This is a genomic window from Curtobacterium sp. VKM Ac-1393 (assembly GCF_015350995.1).
Classification (GTDB): Bacteria; Actinomycetota; Actinomycetes; order Actinomycetales; family Microbacteriaceae; genus Curtobacterium.
Genome location: NZ_JADKRW010000008.1, coordinates 118,448 through 140,749 on the forward strand (window position 1 = coordinate 118,448; position 22,302 = coordinate 140,749).

Here is a 22,302-nt window from a genome sequence, read left to right on the forward strand (position 1 = left end):
GTCTCGTCCCGTGCGAGGTTCCGTCCTCCGTGCGACCCGTCGTGGGTCGCACCACCACCGGAACCGCGCACCACTCGCTCCCACGCTCCCACGCACCGCCCAGCGCCTCGCACGGTGCGAGCGCCCGCCACCGCGCACGCACGCACCCGCCCCCGCGCCACCGGCGAGCCGCACCCCTCCGCACCCGCAGCCCGACGTAGCCTCGACCCATGGCAGTCCCCGTCCCACTCGGCACCGAGGACCGCACCGCCCGCCTCACCCTCCGCCGCCCCGACCAGTGGCGCCGCGAGGACTCCTCCCAGGCGGACCTGCGCGTCACCGGCGACGACATCGTCCTCACCGTCCGATCCCGCCCCAGCGACCGCGCGATCGGCGACGAGAACACGGGCCTCCTCGCGAGACTGCCCGGCTCGGTCGAGGGCCTGCTGCTCGTCGGCTGCGACCCCTGGACCGCCGCCGGCGCCCCCGCGCGCCTGGTCGAGTACGTCCGACCCGACGAACACGGCGACGTCGCCGGCGCGCACCTGCTGTTCGTGACCGGCCGGCACCGCGTCGACCTGACGATCGAACGCCCCCTGGCGCGACTGCTCGAGACCGACGAGCTCGTGTTCGCGGTCCTCGAGAGCGTCCGCGCCACCGAGCCGTCCCCGGTCCGCCCCGAGCGCGACCTCGAACCGCTGCCCGCCCCGGCACCGGGGCCGGAACTCGACGGCCCCCGCCTGAGCGCCGACGCGGTCGGCACGCTCAAGAGCCTCGCCGGACGCCGGTGGAACCCGACGCTCCTCCGCACCGCGGCGGGCCGCGAACTCATCGAAGCGGGCCTCGTCGGCCGACTGGGCACGCTGCCGGAGTCGACCCAGACCCTGCTCGAGCCGTGGCAGGGCGATGCCCAGCCGGTCACGCTGGAACAGCACATGCCCGACGGTGGCGAGTCGCGCCTCCAGGCCTGGTCGCAGACCGTCGTGGACGGGACCGCCGAGGCGGGCGCGGTGGTCGCGTCCGTCACGCCGGACCGCGCGGTCGCGCTGACGGCCGGGAGGCTCGGCATCGGCCCGACGTGGACCTTCCCGTTCCGCACGGGGTCACTGCCAGAGCACCTGCTCGGCCGCCGCCTGGCCGGCGGTGCCGACGCACCGGACCTGCCGGAGGCGCTCGTCGAGGCGGACCCGCGGCTCGCGCGGTTCTGGGCCGCACCGTGGACGGTGTCGTACCTGCGCCGACCCGGCAAGCCGAAGCCCGTGACGATCGTGCGTGCCGAGGGGATCGGCTTCGCCCGTGTGGGCAAGACGGAAGCCGGGGAGACCGTCTTCCAGACGGACTCCCCGGCGAACGTGTACCGGTCGGTGGTGCGGGCGCTGCTCGCTCCTGCTTAGGCGGCCGGGCCGGCGGTCAGGGTGACGGTGACGGTCTTCGCGGCGCCGGAGCTGTCGGTGTAGCCGACCACGACCTTGTCGCCGACGGAGTGCGACTGCACGGCCGCAGTGAGCTCGTCCGACGTCGTGACCGTCTTGCCGCCGAGGCTCGTGATCGTGTCGCCCTCGGTCAGGCCGGCGCTCGCGGCACCGGAGCCCTCGACCGTGCCGGCGACGGCGACGCCACCCGTGGTGCTCGCGGTGTTGCTCACCTGGACCCCGAGGAAGGCGGGCAGGCCGATGGTGATCGTGCTCGAGGACTCCCCGGCCAGGATCTTCTCGGCGATCGCCTTCGCGGTCGTGATCGGGATGGCGTAGCCGGTGACGTCCGCGCTGCCCGAGGACGCTGCGGTCGCCATGCCGACGACCTCGCCCTCGCTGTCGACGACCGGGCCGCCGGAGTCGCCGGAGACGATGTTCGCGGCGATCTCGATCAGGCCGGTCAGCGACTCGGTGCCGGTGCCGGACTCGCTCTGCACCTGGATGTCCTGGTCGGTGGCCGTGACGGTGCCCTCGGCGGCGACGAGGTTGCCGGTTCCCTCGGCGTTGCCGACGTCGGTGACGGTGTCGCCGGTGCTCGGCTCGCCATCGTCGTCGAGGGTGACGGTGGACAGGCCGGAGGCGTCCTCGAGCTTCAGGACGGCGACGTCGTTCGTGGCGTCGGTGCCGACCACGTCCGCCTTGTACTCCTTGCCGGTGGTCTCGTCGGTGACGGTGATGCTCGTGGCGCCCTGGATGACGTGGTTGTTCGTCAGGACGGTGCCGTTCGAGCTGAGGATCATGCCGGTGCCGGCCGCCTGCGAGGACTCGTCGTAGTTCAGGACGGTGTTGATCGTGACGACGCCCTTCTTCTGGGCGGCGGTCGCCGCGGTGGCGGCGGACTCGGTGCTCGTGCCGGCGCTGCCGTCGGTCCCGTTGCCGGTGCTGCCGTCGGTCCCGTTGCCGGTGCTGCCGTCGGTGCCGCTGCCGTCTCCGGGGACCGTGAAGCCGTTCGTGCCGTCGCTGCTGCCCGTTCCGCTGTCCGGCAGCGTCGTGGTGCCCTGCGACTGGCTCGACGTGGTGGTCGTGCTCTGCGAGGACAGGCCGAGCGCCGTGCCACCCGCAGCGCCGACGATGGCGAGGGCCGCGATGCCGGAGCCGATCATCAGGCCCAGGCGACGCGGGCGCTTCGTGGTCGCGCCCGGGTGGTTCGCCGTCGCGGCGGTGTGTGCCCAGGCGTGGTGGGTGCCCGTGAGTGCCGGGCTGCCGATCAGGTACGGGCCGCGGCCGTCGGGGGAGTAGGCGTAGGGGCCGGAGCCGTCGGGACCGTACAGGTACGGGCCGGAACCGTCGAAGGCGTAGGCCGGACGGAGGGTGGCGGGGTCGGCGTGCGGAGCCTCCCAGCGCATCCCGTACGCCTGCTGCTGCGTGCCGTCGGTCCGGGCAGTGCCCTGCTCGTCGTGCTCGCGGTCGGCGTCGGCGGGGTTCGGGGTCTCGTTCATCGGTGCTCTCCGGTCGTCCCTCGACGACCCGGGCGGGTGTCGATGGAGACCAGTACAGGCGGCGATCCAATGACGAGCCTATGAACGAACCCAGCGACTGCTCCGGGCTTGCTCGGGGGACGCCGAGCGGGGTGCCGGTTCGGTCGCCCGGGTGTCCGTTCGGGTCGCCCGGGTGTCCATTAGGGTTGCCTTACTTCCCATGCGCTCCTCCACGACCGCGCCCCCGGCGCCCGCCTCCGTCTCCCGTCTGGTCGGGGCGACGGTGCTGGCCGTCGTCGTCCTCGCCGTGGCGTGCGCGCTGTCGATCGCGTACGGATCCCGGCCGATCCCGCTCGGCACCGTGGTCGACACCGTCCTGCACCCGGGGCGGAACGACGAGATCGGGTTGATCGTGCTCGGCAACCGCGTGCCGCGCACCGTCGTCGGACTGCTCGCGGGTGCCGCGCTCGGCGTCGCCGGGGCGGTGATGCAGGGGGTGACCCGCAACCCGCTCGCCGACCCGAGCGTGCTCGGCGTCAACTCCGGGGCGGCCCTCGCCGTGGTCGCCGGCATCGCGCTCTTCGGCGTGAGCGGCACGGCGGCCTACCTGCCGTTCGCCTTCGTCGGCGCTGCCCTGGCCGCGTTGCTCGTCTACGGGATCGCCGCCGTCGCCCGCCGTGGACTCTCGCCGGTCGGCCTCGCGCTGTCCGGGGCCGTCGTCGCCGCAGCGCTGTCCTCGATCACCACGGCGGTGCTCGTGACGAACGCGAGCCTGCTCGACCAGCTGCGGTTCTGGCAGGTGGGCGCCCTCGCCGGCAAGGACCTCGGCACCGCCGGTGTGATCACCGCGCCGGTGCTGATCGGGCTCGTGATCGCGTTCGGACTCGGGCGGTCGCTCAACACGCTCGCACTCGGTGACGAACTCGCGGCGTCGCTCGGACAGCGCGTCGTGCTGGTTCGTGCCGTGGGCGGACTCGTCACCGTACTGCTCGCCGGATCCGCCGTGGCAGCGGCCGGACCGATCGCCTTCGTCGGGCTCGCCGTGCCGCACGCGGTCCGACGGCTGAGTGGTCCAGACCACCGCTGGACCATCCTGCTGTCCGCGATCGTCGCCCCGGCGCTGCTGCTGGTGGCCGACGTCATCGGGCGCGTCGTGGCGTACCCGGGGGAGCTGCAGGTCGGCATCGTCACGGCGCTCATCGGTGCGCCGGTCTTCATCGCCCTGGTGCGGTCGCGGGCGGTGCGGGGCCTGTGAGCGCGTCGTCGTCCCGCCGCGGCTCGCTCGTCGGCATCCGGCGCGAGATCGCCGTGCTCGCCGCCGTCGTCGTCGTGCTCGTCGTGCTGGTGCTCGTCGGCCTCGGCGTGGGGTCCATCCCGCTCAGCCCCGCGCAGGTGCTCAGCGCGTTCGTCGGTCAGGGCGACCGGATCTCGGACTTCGTCATCGGGCAGTTGCGCGGACCGCGGGTGTTCGGTGCCGTGTTCGTCGGGGCGAGCCTCGGCGTCGCCGGTGCCATCGTGCAGAGCGTGGTGCGCAACCCGATCGCGAGCCCCGACGTCATCGGCATCACCTCGGGTGCCAGTGCGGCCGGCCTCACCGCGATCGTGCTCTTCGGGGCCTCCGGCGGCACGCTGTTCTCGGTCGTGCTCGTCGGGGCCGTCGTCGTCTCGATCGTGATCGCCGGACTCGCCTGGCGCCGGGGAATCACCGGCAACCGGGTCGTCCTCGTCGGCATCGGCGTCTCGGCGATCTGCCTGAGCATCACCGGGTGGATGCTCACGAGCGGCACCGTCACGCAGGCCGGCACCGCGCTGCTCTGGCTCTCCGGCAGCCTGAACGCCGTGGACCGCAACCTGGTCGGCGTGCTCGGCGTCGCGTTCGTCGTGCTCATGGCGCTCGCGCTCCTGCAGTCGTCGCGCCTGACCGTGCTGTCGCTCGGCGACGAGGTCGCGGCGGCCCTCGGACTCCGGCCGGACCGCGCGAAGGTGCTGCTGCTCCTCACCGCGGTGTGCCTGACGGCTGCTGCGGTCGCCACGGCGGGGCCGGTGTCGTTCGTCGCGCTGATGGCCGCTCCGATCGCCCGTCGCCTCGTCGGGGGTGGCCGGGTGGCGCTCGGCGTGGCGGCTGCCGTCGGTGCGGCGATCACCCTGGGCAGTGACCTCATCGCCCAGTTCGCGATCCCCGGCAACGCCCTGCCCGTCGGTGTGGTGACCGGGGTCGTCGGCGCGCCGTACCTGCTCTGGCTGCTCGCGCGCGGTCGATGAAGTCGACGTCCGCGTTCGCGGATCGCGGACGATCCTCCACAGGGCCGATTCGGGGCTGCCGTTCGGGCACTCGTTTCCGATACGCTGGTGGGCCAAGAGGAGGAGGTCCACCGATGCCAGATCCAGTGGTCCCGCAGCCGGGCGGTCAGAAGACCCCGGAGCAGCGGCTGGTCGACACCACGTTGACCTTCAGTATGGACATGGGCGCGGCGCTCACCGCCGAGTCCGGAGTCTCAGCAGAAGAGCGCGAGGCGGTCAACGCCCTGCCGTCCGGATCGGCGTTGCTCGTCGTGCGCCGCGGTCCGAACGTGGGTGCGCGGTTCCTCCTCGACTCCGACGTCACGACGGCCGGCCGACACCCCGACGCCGACATCTTCCTCGACGACGTCACGGTGTCGCGCAAGCACGCGCAGTTCCTGCGGCACGGTACGGCGTTCACCGTCAAGGACAACGGTTCGCTCAACGGGACGTACTTCGACGGTGACCGCATCGACGAAGCACCGCTCACCGACGGGGCAGAGGTCCAGGTCGGCAAGTTCCGCCTGACCTTCTACGCCTCCCGGGTCGACCTGGCGCGCCTGGCGAACGCGTAGTGGCCGCACGGTCCGCTGCGGCCCGGGCGGGGTCAGCGGCACCGGACCTGCTCACGATCGGGCAGGTCCTCGCTCGCCTCAAACCCGAGTTCGCGGACCTGTCGAGTTCCAAGTTGCGCTTCCTCGAAGAGCGCGAGCTCGTCACGCCGATCCGCACGGCCAGTGGGTACCGCAAGTTCTCCGCGGCCGACGTCGACCGACTCCGGGTGATCCTCGGTCTGCAGCGCGACCACTACCTGCCACTCAAGGTCATCAAGGACTACCTCGCCGACCTCGACGCGGGGCGCGAGCCGGTGTTGCCCGGGGGCGGGGACGCTCCTCGTCCGTCGATCCTCGGGCGCGAACGCCGGTACACCCGCGACGAGACCGCCCGTGCTGCCGGTGCGTCCCCGATGCTGCTGGCCGACGCGGTGTCCGCGTCGCTGCTGCCCGCCACCGAGACCTACGGCGAGGACAGCGTCTCCGTCCTCAAAGCGCTCGTCGAACTCCAGCGCACCGGGATCGAACCGCGGCACCTCCGCACGCTCCGCAGCACCGCCGAGCGCGAGGTCGGGCTCATCGAATCGGCCCTGATGCCGGTGTCCCGCCGGGGCGATGCGACGTCACGGGCGAAGGCCACGGAACTCGCACGCGAGATCGCCGTCCAGCTCGAGGTCATCCGCTCGAGCCTCATCCGAGCGGCGATCGGTCGTCTCGACGCATGATCCGTTCCGGTGCTCCCCGGGGGCTTGTGCGTCAGTGGGTGGGGCGTATCCTCGACACGCCGGACGCGCCGAGTCGGATGTCCCGCGCGGGAGCGGTCGGAGTCGCTACCGTTGACCTCGGAACAACTCTCAACCCGTCGTTGAACCTTCGGGCGGGAGCTCGATCGTCGTGGAAGGCAAGCGCATGAGTGGGAACGACACCCCAGGCACCGAGTCGGACACGACCCGGTACGACCTCGGGCTGCTCTTCACCGACGGCCTCCCCGAGCACGACGAGCAGAACGGGTACCGCGGCACCGTCGCCGCCCGGGCCGCCGGCATCTCGTACCGTCAGCTCGACTACTGGGCACGCACCGAGCTCGTGCAGCCCACCATCCGTGGCGCTGCCGGCTCCGGCTCGCAGCGGCTCTACGGGTTCCGCGACATCCTCGTGCTCAAGCTCGTGAAGCGTCTGCTCGACACCGGCATCTCGCTGCAGCAGATCCGCACCGCGGTGAACCAGTTGCGCGAGTCGGGCGTGTCCGACCTCGCGCAGACCACCCTGATGTCCGACGGCGCCTCGGTCTACCTGTGCACCTCGGACGACGAGGTCATCGACCTGGTGTCCCGCGGACAGGGTGTCTTCGGCATCGCGGTCGGCAAGGTCCTGCGCGAGGTCGAGACCTCGCTGGTGGAGCTCGACGCCACCGCTGCGGCCGACCCGTCCGACGAGCTCGCCGCGCGTCGCGCTTCCCGCGCCTCCTGACGCCGGGCGCAGCCGGTTCGCACCCGCTCCCCGCACCCGCGCCCGCGCCCGCGCCCGCTCGTGCTCGTGCGCCCCGAGGTTCCGAAATCTCGGCACCTCGCCGATCGCTGAGCCCGTACGTGGAACCTCGGCGAACCTGAGCGGCGAGTCCCGGAACCTCGGCGAGGTCAATCGGTCCGACGTGTGATCTCCGCGGACGTGCGACGCAGACGCGACCCGCACACGTGCGCGCCGTGGAGGTTCCAATATTTCGGAACCTGGGCGCGTATTGCGGTCGGGGGTGGAACCTCGGCGAACCTGAGCGGCGAGTCCTGGAACCTCGGCGTAGTCGATCGGCGAGTCGTGCGGCAGGCGCGAGCAAACCCCGAACCCGACCCCCGAACCCCGAACCCCGACCCGAGAAACCGTTACCGACCCGAAGACCCGGACCGCCCCCGACCCGACCCGAACCGACTACCGCCTACGCGCCAGCGGCACCCGAGCCATCGGCGTACGGCCCGATCTTGCCCGTCCGCATGATGCGCTCGAGCAGCTGGTCGAAGTTCTTCGCCATCTCCTGCGCGGACTCGCCGGGCCACACGTGCAGGGGCTTCGCGGCACCCTGCGCCTGCTGCAACGAGGTGCGCTCGGGTAGCTGCGGCGACAACACGAGCGGGCCGAACATGTCGCGGAGTTCCTTGATGCGGAACTGGTGCTCGAGCGACTGGACCCGGGCGCGGTTCACGATGATGCCGAGCGGCTGCAGGCGGGGGGAGAGGCCTCGGCGGATCTCCTCGATGGCCCGGAGTGCACGGTCGGCTGCGGCGACGGAGAACAGGCCGGGCTCGGTGACCACGGTGACGCGGTCGGATGCGGCCCACGCGGTGCGGGTCAGCGCGTTGAGCGACGGTGCGCAGTCGATGAGCACGAGCTCGTAGTCCTGCTCGACGTTGGCCAGGGCCTCTTCGAGCTTCCAGATGTCGCGGATGGAGGGGTGCGGCCCGTCGAAGTTGATCGCGGAGGGCGACCCGACCATGACGTCGATCTTGCCCTGCGAGCCCTTCGTCCACCCGGACGGGGCGATCGCCTGACGGACGATCTTCTCCTTCGGGTTCTCGAGGACATCGGCCACGTTGAGGTGTCCGGCGATGTTGATGTCGAGGCCGGTGGAGACGTCGGACTGCGGGTCGAGATCCACCACCAGCGTGCGCAGTCCCTTGGCGAAGGCGGCCGAAGTCAGGCCGAGCGTCACCGTCGTCTTGCCGACACCGCCCTTGAGGGAGCTCACGCTGAGTACATGCACGATCAGCAACGTTACCGCCACTAGGGTTGTCTCACCTCAACCCGGGCTGAAAGGGACGTCGTGTTCAGCAAGATCCTCGTGGCGAACCGTGGTGAGATCGCCATCCGCGCATTCCGTGCAGCGTACGAACTGGGGGCGCGCACCGTCGCCGTCTACCCGTACGAAGACCGGAACTCCCTGCACCGCCTGAAGGCCGACGAGGCCTACCTGATCGGTGAGCGGGGCCATCCGGTCCGGGCGTACCTGGACGTCTCCGAGATCGTCCGCGTGGCGCGCGAGTCGGGCGCCGACGCGATCTACCCGGGGTACGGCTTCCTGTCCGAGAACCCCGAGCTCGCCGCCGCGGCCGCCGCAGCCGGCATCACCTTCATCGGCCCGGGTGAGCACGTGCTCGAGATGGCCGGCAACAAGGTCACGGCGAAGGAGCACGCGATCGCGGCCGGTGTCCCGGTCCTCGTGAGCACCCCGGCGAGTCGCGACATCGAGGAGCTCCTCGCCGGTGCCGACGCCATCGGGTTCCCCGTCTTCGCCAAGGCCGTCGCCGGTGGTGGCGGCCGTGGCATGCGGCGGGTCGAGACGAAGCCCGAACTCCGCGCCGCGCTCGAAGCGGCGATGCGCGAGGCCGACAGTGCCTTCGGTGACCCGACGATGTTCCTCGAGCAGGCGGTGATCCGGCCGCGGCACATCGAGGTGCAGATCCTCGCCGACGCGACGGGCACCGAAGCCGGCACGATCCACCTGTTCGAGCGGGACTGCTCCGTGCAGCGCCGCAACCAGAAGGTCGTCGAGATCGCCCCGGCGCCGAACCTCGACCCCGCGATCGCGCAGGCGCTGCACCGCGACGCGGTCGCCTTCGCCCGGTCGATCGGCTACGTGAACGCCGGCACGGTCGAGTTCCTGCTCGACACCGAGGGTGAGCGAGAAGGCCAGCACGTCTTCATCGAGATGAACCCGCGTATCCAGGTCGAGCACACCGTGACTGAAGAGGTCACCGACGTCGACCTCGTGCAGTCGCAGATGCGGATCGCCTCGGGCGAGTCGTTGGCCGACCTCGGGCTGTCGCAGGACACCGTCGCCGTGCACGGGGCCGCCCTGCAGACCCGGATCACGACCGAGGACCCGACCCAGGGCTTCCGTCCGGACACCGGCCGCATCACCACGTACCGCAGCCCCGGCGGGGCGGGCGTGCGCATGGACGGTGGCACGGTCGCCACCGGCGCGCAGATCAGCCCGCACTTCGACTCGATGCTCGCGAAGATGACGTGCCGCGGCCGCGACTTCCCGGCAGCGGTCGCCCGGGCGAAGCGCGCCCTCGCCGAGTTCCGCATCCGCGGCGTCAGCACGAACATCCCGTTCCTGCAGGCCGTGCTCGAGGACCCAGACTTCGCCCGCGGTGACGTCTCGACCAAGTTCATCGAGGAGCGCCCGCAGCTGTTCAGCGGGCACGTGTCGAAGGACCGCGGCACCAAGGTCCTCAACTGGCTGGCCGACGTCACCGTCAACAAGCCGAACGGCGATCGGTCGCCGCTGGTGATCGACCCGAGCGTCAAGCTCCCCGCACTCGACCTCAGTACGCCGGTGCCCGAGGGCCAGCGCGACCTGCTGCTGGCGAAGGGCCCGGCCGAGTGGGCGAAGGCCCTCCGCGCGCAGACCCGGCTCGCCGTGACCGAGACGACGATGCGCGACGCGCACCAGTCGCTGCTGGCAACCCGTGTCCGCACGAAGGACCTCGTCGCGGTCGCCCCGTACGTCGCGCGGCTCACGCCGCAGCTGCTCAGCGTCGAGGCGTGGGGCGGCGCGACGTACGACGTCGCGCTCCGGTTCCTCGGCGAGGACCCGTGGGAGCGCCTGACCGCGCTGCGCGAGGCGATGCCGAACATCCCGATCCAGATGCTGCTGCGCGGCCGCAACACGGTCGGCTACACCCCGTACCCGACCGAGGTGACGGACGCGTTCGTCGCCGAGGCCGCCGCCACGGGCGTCGACGTCTTCCGCGTGTTCGACGCGCTCAACGACGTCAGCCAGATGCGACCCGCCCTGGAGGCAGTGCTCGCGACCGGCACGGCCGTCGCCGAAGCGGCGCTCTGCTACACCGCCGACCTCCTCGATCCTGCCGAGGACCTGTACACGCTGGACTACTACCTCCGTCTCGCGGAGCAGATGGTGGAGGCCGGCGCGCACGTCATCGGGATCAAGGACATGGCCGGCCTGCTCCGCGCCGGCGCCGCCGAGAAGCTCGTCGCCGCGCTGCGCGAGCGCTTCGACCAGCCCGTGCACGTGCACACGCACGACACCGCCGGCGGGCAGCTCGCCACGCTCCTCGCCGCGTCCCGCGCCGGTGCGGACGCCGTCGACGTCGCGTCCGCACCGATGGCCGGCACGACGAGCCAGCCGAGCATGTCCGCCCTCGTCGCCGCCCTGGCGCACACGGAGCGCGACACCGGGCTGTCCCTCGACGCCGTCGGCGACCTCGAGCCCTACTGGGAGGCGGTCCGCCGCGCCTACGCCCCGTTCGAGTCCGGGCTGCCCGGGCCGACGGGCCGCGTCTACAAGCACGAGATCCCCGGTGGGCAGCTGTCGAACCTGCGACAGCAGGCGATCGCACTCGGGCTGGGCGACCGGTTCGAGCAGGTCGAGGACTGGTACGCCGAGGCGAACCGGATCCTCGGCCGCCCGACCAAGGTCACGCCGTCGTCGAAGGTCGTCGGCGACCTCGCCCTGCAGCTCGCGGCGGTCGACGCCGACCCGGTCGACTTCGAGCAGAACCCGGACAAGTACGACATCCCGGACTCCGTCGTGGGCTTCATGGCCGGGGAACTCGGTGACCTGCCCGGTGGGTGGCCCGAACCCTTCCGCTCGAAGGTGCTGGCGGGCCGCGACGTCCGGCTCGAGATCACCCCGGTGCCCGACGGCGAACGTGCGCACCTGGAGTCCGCCGGCCCGGAGCGGCGACAGGCACTCAACCGGCTGCTCTTCCCGCAGCCCACGGCGCAGTTCGAGCGGGTGCGCGAGCAGTACGGCGACCTGTCCGTCGTGCCGACCGTCGACTACCTGTACGGACTCCGCCCGGGCCAGGAGCACGTCGTGCCGCTCGGCAAGGGCGTCAACCTGTTCGTCGGGCTCGAGGCGATCGGCGAGGTCGACGACAAGGGCATCCGCACGGTCATGGCGACGATGAACGGGCAGCTCCGCCCGGTCTCGGTCCGCGACCGGTCGATCGAGGTCGAGACGAAGGTGGCCGAGCAGGCCGACAAGTCCGACCCGAAGCACGTCGCCGCACCGTTCTCCGGTGTGGTGACGCTCAAGGTCGCCGTCGGTGACGTCGTCGAGGCCGGAGCGGCCGTGGCGAGCATCGAGGCGATGAAGATGGAAGCGGCCATCACGGCACCCGTTGCGGGGACCGTCGGCCGTCTCGCGATCCCGGTGACCCAGCAGGTGGACGCCGGCGACCTCCTGGTGGTGCTGCAGTAAATTGACCGTCCGTCCCATCCGCCTGTTCGGCGACCCCGTCCTCCGCTCGCCGGCAGACCCGATCCGACCCGAACTGCTCGGGAGCCCCGGCATCCGCGACCTCGTGCAGGACCTCATCGACACCGTCGAGGAGCCCGGCCGAGCCGGTGTGGCCGCGCCGCAGATCGGTGTCGGCCTCCGAGCCTTTTCGTACAACGTCGACGGCGAGGTCGGCTACGTCTTGAACCCGGAGATCGTCGAGGTCTCGGGGGAGCCCGAGCTCATGGACGAAGGGTGCCTGTCCGTCCCGGGGCTCGGCTACCCGACCCGGCGACACCCGTACGCCAAGGTCCGCGGGGTCGACGTGGACGGCGCCGAGGTCGTGCTCGAGGGCACCGGGCTGATGGCCGAGGCGCTCCAGCACGAGGTCGACCACCTGGACGGCACCGTGTACGTGATGACGCTCGACCCCGAGGTCCGGCGCCAGGCGCTGCGGGACATCCGGGCCCAGGACTGGTTCCACTGATGACACCCCCACGGGGGATTGTCGCTTTGTCCTGACGAAGAGGTACCGTATCCGCGTCGGCCTCCCACCGGCAGCCCATCCCATCCCCCCAGGACTCCCGCATGACCACCCAGAACGACGAGCTCAGCTCCCACCGCACCCGCACCAACCGTCGTCCGGCCGACACCACCGTCGCCACCGGTTCGACCGCCGTCCTCGACGCCCCCGCGACGGAGCAGTCGCCGGAGGCCTGAGACCCTGCGTGCGCCCCCGGCGCCCGCTGAACGGCCTGGAGGCCCGGATCACGTCCCTGGGACGTGATCCGGGCCTCCAGGCCGCTTGCCTCTACTGCCGCTCGCCGCGGTCCCGGCGTCGGCCCTCGACGACGGGGGTCGCGGTCGTCTGCACCTTCGACCCCGAGTAGATGTGGTCGATGTCCGCCGCGAAGTCGCGCAGGATGACCGATCGCTTGATCGTCAGCTTCGGCGTCAGGTGCCCTGAGCCCTCCGTCAGCTCGGTGTCCAGGATCGTGAACGACCGGACCGACTCAGCCCGTGAGACCCGGCCGTTGGCGGCGTCGATGGCCTCTTGCACGGCGGTGAGCACGCGCTCGTCGTACGCGGCCTCGTGCGCGGAGAGCGCCGGGGTGATCCCGCGGCTCTCGCACCAGCCCGGCAGCATCTCACGGTCGAGGGTTACGAGTGCGGCGACGAAGGGCTTGCCCTCGCCGACGACCACGACCTGCCCGATGAGCGGGTGCTCGCGGATGCCGTCCTCGAGCGGGGCGGGCGCGACGTTCTTGCCGCTCGCGGTCACGATGAGTTCCTTGGCACGTCCGGTCACCGTGAGGACGCCGTCGCCGTCGAGTCGCCCGAGGTCGCCCGTGCGGAACCAGCCGTCGTCGGTGAACGCCTGCTCGGTGGCTTCGTCGTTCCGCCAGTAGCGGTCGAACACGTCGACGCCGCGGATCAGGATCTCCTGGTCGTCGGCGATCCGGATCTCGACCCCGGGGAGCGCCGGGCCGACCGATCCGATGCGCAGGTCCGCCGCACGGTTCACGGTGGCAGGGGCGGTCGTCTCGGTGAGGCCGTAGCCCTCGAGGATCAGCACGCCGATCGACCGGAAGAAGTGCGACAGCCGGGGCGAGAGCGGTGCCGAGCCGCTGACCGCGTACTCGGTGCGGCCTCCGAGGGCGTTCCGGAGCTTCGCGTAGACCAGCTTGTCGAACAGTCGGAACTTCAGGCCGAGCACGAGCGGCACCCGGCCGGCGGCCAATGCCTCGGAGTGCGCGACCGCCGTGTCCGCCGCGGCCCGGAAGATCTTCCCCTTGCCGCCGAGGTCGGCCTTCTGCTCCGACGCGTTGTAGATCTTCTCGAACACCCGGGGGACCGCGAGCAGGAACGACGGCCGGAAGGACGACACGGCCTTCATGAGGTCCTTCGTGTCCGGCTCGTGGCCGACCAGGACCCCGGCGGACACCGACATCGCCGCGATGAACCGGGCGAACACGTGGGCCATCGGGATGAAGAGCAGGGTCGAGGCCCCGTCGGCGACGACCTCGGGCATCGCGACGCTGGCGTTCTCGACCGTGGCGGTGAAGTTGTCGTGCCGCAGCACGCACCCCTTCGGACGGCCGGTGGACCCGGAGGTGTAGATGATCGTCGCGTCGTCGTGGCCGTGCACGGTCGCGGTCCGGGCGTCGAGTTCGTCGTCGGTGACGTCCTCGCCGAGCCGGGTCAGGTCGTCCAGGCCGCCGCCGTCGATCGTCCAGTGCTGCCCGAGGTGCGGCAGGTCCGGGGCGATCGAGGCGACCCGACGCGCGTGCTCCTCTTGCTCGACGACTATCGCCACGGCTTCGGAGTCGGAGAGGATCCAGTGCACCTGGTCGGGGGAGCTCGTCTCGTAGACGGGGACCGACACCAGGCCGGCGGTCCAGACGGCGAAGTCGACGAGCGTCCACTCCAGCCGCGTGCGGGACAGGATCGCGACGTGGGCGCCCGGCTCGAGGCCAGCGGCCACGAAGCCCTTCGCGATGCCGCGGACCCGTGCCAGCACCTCGCCCGCGGTGATCGTCGTCCAGGTGTCGCCGTGGCGCTGGGCCAGGATCGGACGCGACGGCGTCAGCCGGGCCCGGTCGCCGAGGAGCCGCGCTGCGGAGCCGTGGTCGGGGGCGACGGGGCCGCTGGTCGGACGCGAGGCGTGCCGGCTGGTCGGCTCCTCGGTGCTGGGTACGGGCCGCTGATCGTTCACGGTGACTCCCTTGTCTGCCGGTTCGATTCGAGGTCGCCTCATCCTGCGAGGCGACACAGCCAGCATAGGGCGGGTCGCCGGGCGTTCCGTGGGTTCGCGGCGAACCGGTAGGCTCTTGGACCGTGCACGCCATCGGAATCGACATCGGGGGCACCAAGATCGCGGGAGCGGTCGTGACGGAACTCGGCGAGATCATCGCCGAGGACCGCGTGGCCACCAACGCTGCGGACCCGAACGCCATGCTCGACGACGTCGTCTCGATGGTCGAGCGACTCAGCTCAGGACACGAGGTCGGCGCCGTGGGCGTCGCAGCCCCCGGGTTCATCGACGCCTCGCAGTCGATCGTCTACTACACGCCGAACATCCGGTGGCGGAACGAGCCCCTGCGTCAGAAGCTGCAGCAGCGCCTCGGCGACCTGCACATCACGGTCGACAACGACGCCAACGCCGCAGGGTGGGCCGAGTTCCGCTTCGGCGCCGGCCGGCTCGTCTCCGACATGACGATGCTCACCATCGGCACCGGTGTCGGCGGCGCCATCGTGACCGAGGACCGCCTGTTCCGCGGTGGGTTCGGCACCGGCGGCGAGATCGGCCACCTGCGCATCGTGCCGAACGGCCTGCCGTGCGGCTGCGGCGCCCGTGGCTGCATCGAGCAGTACGGCTCCGGCCGTGCCCTGCAGCGCATGGCGAACGACGTCGCCGACGCGGGTGGCATCGGTTCGGCGCTGGCCGACGCACGCGAAGCCAACGGCGGCCAGCTCGACGGGCACATCGTGGGCGACCTGATCCTGGCCGACGACCCGGGTGCCCTCGCGGCCCTCCGTCGCCTCGGTCGGCACCTCGGCGAGGCCTGCGCGTCGCTGTCCGCCGTGCTCGACCCCCAGCTCTTCGTGTTCGGTGGCGGTGTCGCCAGCGCGGGGGACCGGCTGCTCGACCCGATCAAGCAGGCGTACCTCAACAACCTGCCGGCGCGCGGCTACCACCCCGAACCGGACTTCGTGATCGCCGAGCTGGTGAACGACGCCGGTGTCGTCGGTGCCGCCGACCTGGCCCGCATCCACGCCCGCACGGCGTAGGCGCATCCACGCCCGCACCGCGTAAGGTCGCTCTGGCCCACCCCACCACCTGGAGTCGTCGATGACCTACTGGCTGCTGAAGAACTTCCTGCTCGGCCCGCTCATCCTCACCCTGTTCCGCCCCTGGGTCGTCGGCCGCGAGCACGTGCCGGCCAAGGGTCCGGTCATCTTCGCGTCCAACCACATCTCGTTCATCGACTCGGTGATCCTGCCCGCCGTGCTCGACCGGCGGCTGTCCTTCCTGGCGAAGAGCGACTACTTCACCGGGCGGGGCCTCAAGGGCTGGGCGACGAAGACGTTCTTCAACGCCATCGGCCAGCTGCCGATCGACCGGTCCGGCGGCAAGGCCTCCGAGGCGTCGCTCCGCACCGGTCTGCAGGTCCTGGCCCGCGGCGAGCAGCTCGGCATCTACCCGGAGGGCACCCGCAGCCCCGACGGCAAGCTGTACCGCGGCCGGACCGGCATCGCCCGGATGATCCTCGAGGGCCGGGTCGTCGTCGTGCCCGTCGCGATGGTCGGCACGCGCGAGGTGCAGCAGATCGGCCAGCGGTTCCCGAAGATCAAGCGCGTCGGGGTGGTGTTCGGCAAGCCGCTCGACTTCTCACGGTTCCAGGGGTTCGAGACCGACCGGTTCATCCTGCGCAGCGTCACGGACGAGGTCATGCACGAGCTCGCCGGGCTGAGCCGGCAGGAGTACGTCGACGTCTATGCGACGAGCGTCAAGGAACGGGCCAGCTCCGCGCGCGAGGCCGTCATGCGGGAACGGAAGTCGTCACCCGCACGTTAGGCTCTGAGGGTCCCGGCACTCCGCCAGGACGCCCATCGACGACCCGCCGTCCGCGTGCCGGCGCGTCGTCGGGCCGCCCGCACAGAACACCGAGGTAACGCCCTTGCCCGAGTCGACCGACTTCGTCGCCCTGCAGGATCCGGACGTCATCGAGGGTCTCGACTATTGGCGGACGCTCCCCATCAAGCAGCAGCCCACGTGGCCGGACGCGGGCGCGGCCGAGGCCGCCTCGGCCGAGATCGCCACGCTGCCGCCGCTCGTCTTCGCGGGCGAGGTCGACAAGCTCCGCGAGCGGCTCGCCGCCGCCGCGCAGGGCAAGGCCTTCCTGCTGCAGGGTGGTGACTGCGCGGAGACCTTCGCGGGTGCCACGGCCGACTCCATCCGCGACCGCGTCAAGACGATCCTGCAGATGGCCGTCGTGCTGACCTACGGCGCCTCGATGCCGGTCATCAAGATGGGCCGCATGGCGGGGCAGTTCGCCAAGCCGCGCTCGAGCGACTTCGAGACCCGCGGCGACGTCACGCTGCCTGCCTACCGCGGCGACATCGTGAACGGCTACGACTTCACGCTGGAGAGCCGCACGGCTGACCCGCGCCGCCTGGTGCAGGGCTACCACACGGCCGCCTCGACCCTGAACCTCGTCCGTGCCTTCACGCAGGGGGGCTTCGCCGACCTGCGTCAGGTGCACTCGTGGAACAAGGGCTTCGCGTCGAACCCGGCGAACGCCCGCTACGAGCACCTCGCCAAGGAGATCGACCGCGCGATCCGCTTCATGGACGCCTGCGGTGCCGACTTCGAGGCACTGAAGCACGTCGAGTTCTACGCGTCGCACGAGGGGCTGCTCATGGACTACGAGCGCCCGATGACCCGCATCGACTCGCGCTCCGGCCAGGCGTACGACACCTCCGGCCACTTCATCTGGATCGGAGAGCGAACGCGTGACCTCGACGGTGCTCACGTGGACTTCCTGTCGCGGGTGCGGAACCCGATCGGCGTGAAGCTCGGCCCGACGACGACCGTCGACGACATGAAGGCCCTGGTCGACAAGCTCGACCCGAACCGCGAGCCCGGCCGCCTGACGTTCATCACGCGCATGGGTGCCGGCAAGATCCGCGACGAGCTGCCCAAGCTGCTCGAGGCGATCAAGGGCATGGACGCCAACCCGCTGTGGGTCACTGACCCGATGCACGGCAACGGCCTGACGACGCCCACCGGCTACAAGACCCGTCGGTTCGACGACGTCGTGGACGAGGTCCTCGGCTTCTTCGAGGCGCACCGGCAGGTCGGTACCTACCCGGGCGGCATGCACGTCGAGCTCACCGGTGACGACGTCACCGAGTGCCTCGGCGGGTCGGAGCACATCGACGAGGCCACCCTCGCGACCCGCTACGAGTCGCTGTGCGACCCGCGGCTGAACCACATGCAGTCGCTCGAGCTCGCGTTCCTCGTGGCCGAGGAGCTCGGCGCGCACCCGCACGTGCGCGCCTAGCGCGAAGCGGGTCGGGTCAGTCCCGCCAGAGCGACAGAACCCCGCGAACTGTTCGCGGGGTTCTGTCGCTTCCGCGTACCGGACGGGAGGCCCGTGGCGGCCCCGTGCCGCGCCTCCCGTCCGCCGCCCGGTCGCGTCGACTTCCCGCCCCGCGAAGCGTCGGCCGCGCCGGTTCGCGAAAGCGACAGTGTGCCGCCGATGTTCGGCGGCACGCTGTCGCTTTCGCGGTGCCTTCGGCGAGGCCGTGCGGACAGGTGTCGCTTCGACGGACCGGACCGGACCGGACCGGACTGCTCGACCGCTACTGGTCGTAGGACAGGGTGACCGTGTCGCCGCGGTACACCGTGGCTCCGAAGCCCGGGTCGGTACCGGTCACGGGGAGCGTCGACTTCCAGTCGTAGAACCCGCACAGGATGTTCGTGCAGTCCGGCACGGAGACCTTGAGCCCGAGGCCTTCGAGGGTCGCCGAGGCCTGGTTGATCGTGAGTTTCTCGGCGGCGACGTCCGGCAGGGTGATCGGCGTCGGGCCCTTCGACACGACGACGTCGATCGCGGTGCCCCGGACGGCGGGAGAGTCCTGCACCGCGGCGGAGACGATCTGACCGGTGGGGACGGACTCGTCGTACTCTTCGGTCCGCGCGCCGAGGATCAGGCCGGCGGCGTCGAGTTCGGCGGTGGCCTGGTCGACCGTCTTGCCGACGACGTCGGGCACGGCACCGAGGGACACGGTGAGGGTGACCGGACCGGTCTCGCCGTAGGCCTTGACCGAGGTCAGGTCGAGCGCCTTGCCGCCGGAGGCCCGTCCCGTCGCTGCGATCACGGTGTCCTTCGGGACGTCGGCGGAGAACTCGTACCGGTTGTCCTGCAGCTCGAAGTCGTCGTCGAGCGCGGCGGTCACGGTGGAGATCGGCTGCCCGACGATGGTCGGCAGCGCGATCATCTTCGGTCCGTTCGACACGACGAGCTGCACCGCCGTGCCCTTCTGCACCTCGCGCTTCGCGGCCGGCTTGGTGATGGACACCTGTCCCTTCGCGACGACGGCGTCGAACCGGGTTCCGGTCTTCGACGCCGCGTGCAGGCCCTGGGCTTCGAGCAGCTGCCGGGCCTGCGAGACCGACTTGCCCGTCACTTCGGGGATGCGCACGTTCCCGCCCGGTCCCGGGCCGAAGTACCAGCCGAAGCCCGCGCCGATCAGCAGGAGCACCACGAAGACCGACAGCGCGATCCAGCCGCGCTTGCGACGCTTCGCGGAGAGGTCCGCCAGGCGCTGCCCCGCGGGCGAGAGCACCCCGGGCTGCGCGCCCGTGCGGCGGGGCCCCGGACCGGTGTTGCGGCCTCGGGCGGCGGGACGGCTCCGTTCCGGGGAGTCGATGATGGCCGTGGCGTCGGTGGCCGCCGGTGCTTCGGCGGCAGCAGCACGGGCACCTGCGGCGGCAGCGCCGACACCGGCCGTGGTCCCGCCGCCGGAGGGCAGGATCGCGGTCGCGTTCTCGGGCCGCAGCACGGCGGTCCGGTACTGCCCGGTGGCGCGCTGCTGGTTGCCCGCCATGTGGTCGAGCATCTCGCGGGCGTCGCGCGGCCGGTCCTCGGGGTCGCGGGCGGTCGACCAGGCGACGAGCTCGTCGAGCTCCGGTGGGACGCCGGACACCGCGGCGCTCGGGACGGGCACCGTGTCGTTCGCGTGCTGGTAGGCGATCTGCATCGGCTGTTCGCCCTTGTAGGGCTGCTCGCCGGTGAGCATCTCGTAGAGCATGATGCCGAGCGCGTAGATGTCGCTGCGTGAGTCGGCGGCGCCGCGGGTGACGAGCTCGGGGGACAGGTACGCGATGGTGCCGAGCAGCGCGGCCCCGGTCGCGGTGTTCGCCGTCGTCGCCCGCGCCAGGCCGAAGTCGCCGAGCTTGATGCGGCCGTCGTCGGCGAGCAGGACGTTCTCGGGCTTCAGGTCACGGTGCACGATGCCGGCGCGGTGGGCCGATGCCAGCCCGGCCAGCACGGCGCGCAGGATGTCGGTCGCCTGCTCCGGTGTCAGCGCGTGGTGCTCCTGCAGCAGGTCCCGCAGCGTGATGCCGGGGATGTACTCCATGACGATGTACGCGGTGTCGTCCTCGGCGCCCTGGTCGTAGACGCCGACCAGGTTCGGGTGCGACAGCCGTGCGGCCGAACGGGCTTCTTGGATGAAGCGCTCACGGAAGGCCTGGTCGTCGGCCAGGTGCCCGTGCATGATCTTGATCGCGACGCGTCGCTCGAGGCGCACGTCGGTCGCCAGGTACACGGTTGCCATGCCCCCGCGCGCGATGCGGGAGCGGACGCGGTACCGCTGATCGATCATGCGACCGATCATCGGATCCGTGGCGGCGTTGGTGGTCATCGGCGGCATTCTACGAATCGAGACTGCACGACACCGCACCGGCGCACCGGTCGTGACCCAATCTCGATCTTCCGGATGAGGCTCAGAGGGTGGCCAGCCAGCCCTGGGCGGCGCTCGCCCAGTCGGCGTAGGCCTTCGGGTAGGCGGAGAGCTGCACGGCCTGGGCCGCGTCGGTGATGCTCATCGACGACCAGCCGGGCACGTCGAGCAGCCCGCGGGTCTTGCCGGCGTTCGGGTTGCTCCGCCCGCCGAAGAACAGCTTCGTGGCGTACGCCGGGTCCTGCAGCTTCGCCGCACTGCCCCAACCCTGGCTCGGCCGCTGCTGGAACAGGCCGACGGAATCGCGGTCGCCGCGCGACAGGTTGCGCAAGCTCGACTCCTGCATCGCGGCGGCGAGTGCCACGACGATGCCGCGGTCGGGCACGCCGAGGGACCGACCGACGGCGACGATGGTCGCGGCGTTCTGGCGCTGCTCGGCGCTCAGGCCCACGGCAGCGCTCACGGCGGCACCCGACGGGGCGGCGGTCGTCGCGGCGGCGGTGCGCGTCGACGGGATCACGAGGGTCTTGCCCGCGTAGATCGTGCTCGTGTAGGTCAGGCCGTTCGCCGACAGCAGGGCGGCGACAGAGACGTGGTGGGACGCAGCGATGGAGCCGATGGTGTCACCGGAGGAGATCTTCACGCTCGACTTCGACGAACCCGACGACACCGCGGCAGTGGACACCGAGCCGCCTCCGGACGAGCCGTGCGGCACGCGGAGGGTCTGCCCGGGGTAGATGACGCTGCGCTGCGAGAGCTTGTTCGCGCTGAGGAGCGCCGTTGTCGACACGCCGACCCGTGACGCGATGCCGGAAACGGTGTCGCCGGACTTCACGTGGTAGCTCGAGGTGCTCGACCCCGAACCGGACGTCGATCCGGCGCTCGTGGTCGTCCGCGCCGTGGTCACCGCGGGCGTCGACGCCAGGTGCAGCGTCTGCCCGGGGTGGATGATCGTGTTCCAGCCGAGGCCGTTGCGGACCAGGACCTCCTGCGCGGACAGGCCGAACCGGGCGGCGATGCCCGAGACCGTGTCGCCCTGACGGACGGAGTAGGTCGTGGGCGCCGCACTGGTGGACGCCTTCGTCGTCGCGGCGACCGTCGTGACGACGGTCTGTGACGGACGGGCGACCGCGGTGCCGAAGACCGGACGGCTCCCGACGTTCCGATCCTGGTCGACGTGGCGCTTGTTGGTGTCGGGGTCGTCGTGCCGCGGTTCGGCGTGGGCGACCGGGCCGGTCAGACCGGCGGTCACCGCGATCGTGCCCGCGAGGACGATGGGCATGGTCGCGAACCGGGCGGATCGTGCGCGCCGGGCGGCTTCGTCTGCAGCGTTGTCCACGGTTTCTCCTGGTGTCGACTGAGCCGTGCGCGTGCATGCGCGCACTCACAGGTGGCACAACGCTGGCATGGTGTGATTCCCAAGTCAACCAGAGAGTCGGATGTGGTGGATGTGACGAATGTGACGAACGCCGCGTCATCACTCCACGTCATGCTCTGGCACCATGGGCGTGTGAGTGCTGCACCCGTCGACGACCTGACCCTCTCCGAGCGCTGGCTGACCGTCCCCGAGCTGGTGGACCTCTTCAGCACCAGCCCCGGCCGGATCCACCGCCTGTTCGAGGAGAAGACCCTGCTGGCGGCCCGGGTCGGCGGTGTCCTGCGCGTGCCGAGTGAGTTCCTCGAGGACCGCGAGCCCCTGCCCGAGCTGCGCGGCACCCTCACCGTGCTCAGTGACAACGGCTTCACCGACGACGAGGCCGTGCGCTGGATGCTCACGGTCGACGAGTCGATGGGCGTCTCGCCCATCGCGGCGCTGCGCGCCGGTCGCAAGGCCGAGGTGCGTCGCGTGGCCCAGTCGCTGCTCTAGACGCGTTCCGAGC

Annotated in this window: 18 protein-coding genes; 13 read left to right on the forward strand and 5 right to left on the reverse strand. The window is 71.3% G+C overall.

Features of this window, described 5'->3' with window-relative positions; translation table 11 throughout:
* The first annotated feature begins 209 nt into the window (after nucleotides 1-209).
* Nucleotides 210-1,373 (forward strand): hypothetical protein, encoded by a 1,164-nt coding sequence (locus tag ITJ59_RS17395; protein ID WP_194652570.1) that lies wholly within the window; start codon nucleotides 210-212, stop codon nucleotides 1,371-1,373.
* Here the strand turns inward: ITJ59_RS17395 and ITJ59_RS17400 are convergent.
* Nucleotides 1,370-2,893 carry a S1C family serine protease gene (locus ITJ59_RS17400; RefSeq protein ID WP_228511790.1) on the reverse strand — a complete coding sequence of 508 codons (1,524 nt, stop codon included), beginning with the start codon at nucleotides 2,891-2,893 and terminating at the stop codon, nucleotides 1,370-1,372. The two genes, ITJ59_RS17395 and ITJ59_RS17400, sit on opposite strands and share 4 nt — an antisense overlap.
* 199 nt (nucleotides 2,894-3,092) lie before the next feature.
* On the opposite strand from ITJ59_RS17400, the gene ITJ59_RS17405 reads away from it, so the two are divergent.
* The 5 genes from ITJ59_RS17405 to ITJ59_RS17425 all read left to right on the forward strand — a co-directional run bounded on the left by ITJ59_RS17405 (nucleotide 3,093) and on the right by ITJ59_RS17425 (nucleotide 7,176).
* Nucleotides 3,093-4,127 (forward strand): FecCD family ABC transporter permease, encoded by a 1,035-nt coding sequence (locus ITJ59_RS17405; RefSeq protein WP_194652571.1) that lies wholly within the window; start codon nucleotides 3,093-3,095, stop codon nucleotides 4,125-4,127.
* Complete coding sequence (locus tag ITJ59_RS17410) at nucleotides 4,124-5,134, forward strand: FecCD family ABC transporter permease (protein WP_194652572.1); 1,011 nt, start codon at nucleotides 4,124-4,126, stop codon at nucleotides 5,132-5,134. Before ITJ59_RS17405 ends, ITJ59_RS17410 begins: the two co-directional genes overlap by 4 nt.
* Before the next feature lie 113 nt (nucleotides 5,135-5,247).
* Nucleotides 5,248-5,727, forward strand: coding sequence for an FHA domain-containing protein (locus ITJ59_RS17415; protein WP_194652573.1), 480 nt, complete (start codon nucleotides 5,248-5,250; stop codon nucleotides 5,725-5,727).
* Entirely contained in the window at nucleotides 5,727-6,431 is a 705-nt protein-coding gene (locus ITJ59_RS17420) for a MerR family transcriptional regulator (protein WP_123312968.1), read from the forward strand. Before ITJ59_RS17415 ends, ITJ59_RS17420 begins: the two co-directional genes overlap by 1 nt.
* A 184-nt stretch (nucleotides 6,432-6,615) precedes the next feature.
* The gene (locus ITJ59_RS17425) at nucleotides 6,616-7,176 is read left to right on the forward strand and encodes a MerR family transcriptional regulator (RefSeq protein WP_123312967.1); all 561 of its coding nucleotides are present in this window, start codon (nucleotides 6,616-6,618) and stop codon (nucleotides 7,174-7,176) included.
* A 460-nt stretch (nucleotides 7,177-7,636) separates the two neighbouring features.
* Here ITJ59_RS17425 and ITJ59_RS17430 read toward each other — a convergent pair whose 3' ends face one another.
* Nucleotides 7,637-8,458 (reverse strand): ParA family protein, encoded by an 822-nt coding sequence (locus ITJ59_RS17430; RefSeq protein WP_194652574.1) that lies wholly within the window; start codon nucleotides 8,456-8,458, stop codon nucleotides 7,637-7,639.
* A gap of 60 nt (nucleotides 8,459-8,518) precedes the next feature.
* Between ITJ59_RS17430 and ITJ59_RS17435 the strand changes: the two genes are divergently transcribed.
* The 3 genes from ITJ59_RS17435 (at nucleotide 8,519) to ITJ59_RS19465 (ending at nucleotide 12,667) form a co-directional block, all read left to right on the forward strand.
* Nucleotides 8,519-11,929 (forward strand): pyruvate carboxylase, encoded by a 3,411-nt coding sequence (locus tag ITJ59_RS17435; protein WP_194652575.1) that lies wholly within the window; start codon nucleotides 8,519-8,521, stop codon nucleotides 11,927-11,929.
* A 1-nt stretch (nucleotide 11,930) separates the two neighbouring features.
* Nucleotides 11,931-12,434: a peptide deformylase gene (locus ITJ59_RS17440; protein WP_194652576.1), complete on the forward strand. Its 504-nt coding sequence runs from the start codon at nucleotides 11,931-11,933 to the stop codon at nucleotides 12,432-12,434.
* A gap of 101 nt (nucleotides 12,435-12,535) precedes the next feature.
* Nucleotides 12,536-12,667 carry a hypothetical protein gene (locus ITJ59_RS19465; RefSeq protein WP_267238389.1) on the forward strand — a complete coding sequence of 44 codons (132 nt, stop codon included), beginning with the start codon at nucleotides 12,536-12,538 and terminating at the stop codon, nucleotides 12,665-12,667.
* A 91-nt stretch (nucleotides 12,668-12,758) separates the two neighbouring features.
* Here the strand turns inward: ITJ59_RS19465 and ITJ59_RS17445 are convergent, their stop codons facing one another.
* Nucleotides 12,759-14,663, reverse strand: coding sequence for a long-chain fatty acid--CoA ligase (locus ITJ59_RS17445; protein WP_323749545.1), 1,905 nt, complete (start codon nucleotides 14,661-14,663; stop codon nucleotides 12,759-12,761).
* A gap of 122 nt (nucleotides 14,664-14,785) precedes the next feature.
* On the opposite strand from ITJ59_RS17445, the gene ITJ59_RS17450 reads away from it, so the two are divergent.
* From ITJ59_RS17450 to ITJ59_RS17460, 3 genes are all read left to right on the forward strand, one after another.
* Nucleotides 14,786-15,739, forward strand: coding sequence for an ROK family glucokinase (locus ITJ59_RS17450; RefSeq protein ID WP_194652577.1), 954 nt, complete (start codon nucleotides 14,786-14,788; stop codon nucleotides 15,737-15,739).
* A gap of 61 nt (nucleotides 15,740-15,800) precedes the next feature.
* On the forward strand, nucleotides 15,801-16,526 hold the full coding sequence (locus ITJ59_RS17455; RefSeq protein WP_194652578.1) for a lysophospholipid acyltransferase family protein: 726 nt from the start codon (nucleotides 15,801-15,803) through the stop codon (nucleotides 16,524-16,526).
* A 103-nt stretch (nucleotides 16,527-16,629) separates the two neighbouring features.
* Entirely contained in the window at nucleotides 16,630-18,015 is a 1,386-nt protein-coding gene (locus tag ITJ59_RS17460) for a class II 3-deoxy-7-phosphoheptulonate synthase (RefSeq protein ID WP_194652579.1), read from the forward strand.
* Nucleotides 18,016-18,316: 301 nt separating this feature from the next.
* Here ITJ59_RS17460 and pknB read toward each other — a convergent pair whose 3' ends face one another.
* Together pknB and ITJ59_RS17470 are read right to left on the reverse strand one after the other, a co-directional pair.
* A complete protein-coding gene (pknB, locus tag ITJ59_RS17465; RefSeq protein WP_194652580.1) occupies nucleotides 18,317-20,383 on the reverse strand; it encodes a Stk1 family PASTA domain-containing Ser/Thr kinase in 2,067 nt (688 codons plus the stop codon).
* 82 nt (nucleotides 20,384-20,465) lie between these two features.
* Nucleotides 20,466-21,761 carry a lytic transglycosylase gene (locus tag ITJ59_RS17470; protein ID WP_323749546.1) on the reverse strand — a complete coding sequence of 432 codons (1,296 nt, stop codon included), beginning with the start codon at nucleotides 21,759-21,761 and terminating at the stop codon, nucleotides 20,466-20,468.
* A gap of 171 nt (nucleotides 21,762-21,932) precedes the next feature.
* On the opposite strand from ITJ59_RS17470, the gene ITJ59_RS17475 reads away from it, so the two are divergent.
* On the forward strand, nucleotides 21,933-22,289 hold the full coding sequence (locus ITJ59_RS17475) for an Rv2175c family DNA-binding protein (RefSeq protein WP_323749547.1): 357 nt from the start codon (nucleotides 21,933-21,935) through the stop codon (nucleotides 22,287-22,289).
* The last annotated feature ends 13 nt before the right edge of the window (nucleotides 22,290-22,302 follow it).

What these genes read in the sequence shown, in the direction of transcription:
- ITJ59_RS17405 (WP_194652571.1), top strand. Translation starts at nt 3,093, where the DNA reads ATGCGCTCCTCCACGACCGCGCCCCCGGCGCCCGCCTCCGTCTCCCGT.
- ITJ59_RS17455 (WP_194652578.1), top strand. Translation starts at nt 15,801, where the DNA reads ATGACCTACTGGCTGCTGAAGAACTTCCTGCTCGGCCCGCTCATCCTC.
- ITJ59_RS17425 (WP_123312967.1), top strand. Translation starts at nt 6,616, where the DNA reads ATGAGTGGGAACGACACCCCAGGCACCGAGTCGGACACGACCCGGTAC.
- ITJ59_RS19465 (WP_267238389.1), top strand. Translation starts at nt 12,536, where the DNA reads ATGACCACCCAGAACGACGAGCTCAGCTCCCACCGCACCCGCACCAAC.
- ITJ59_RS17415 (WP_194652573.1), top strand. Translation starts at nt 5,248, where the DNA reads ATGCCAGATCCAGTGGTCCCGCAGCCGGGCGGTCAGAAGACCCCGGAG.
- ITJ59_RS17395 (WP_194652570.1), top strand. Translation starts at nt 210, where the DNA reads ATGGCAGTCCCCGTCCCACTCGGCACCGAGGACCGCACCGCCCGCCTC.
- pknB (WP_194652580.1), bottom strand. Translation starts at nt 20,383, where the DNA reads ATGACCACCAACGCCGCCACGGATCCGATGATCGGTCGCATGATCGAT.
- ITJ59_RS17400 (WP_228511790.1), bottom strand. Translation starts at nt 2,893, where the DNA reads ATGAACGAGACCCCGAACCCCGCCGACGCCGACCGCGAGCACGACGAG.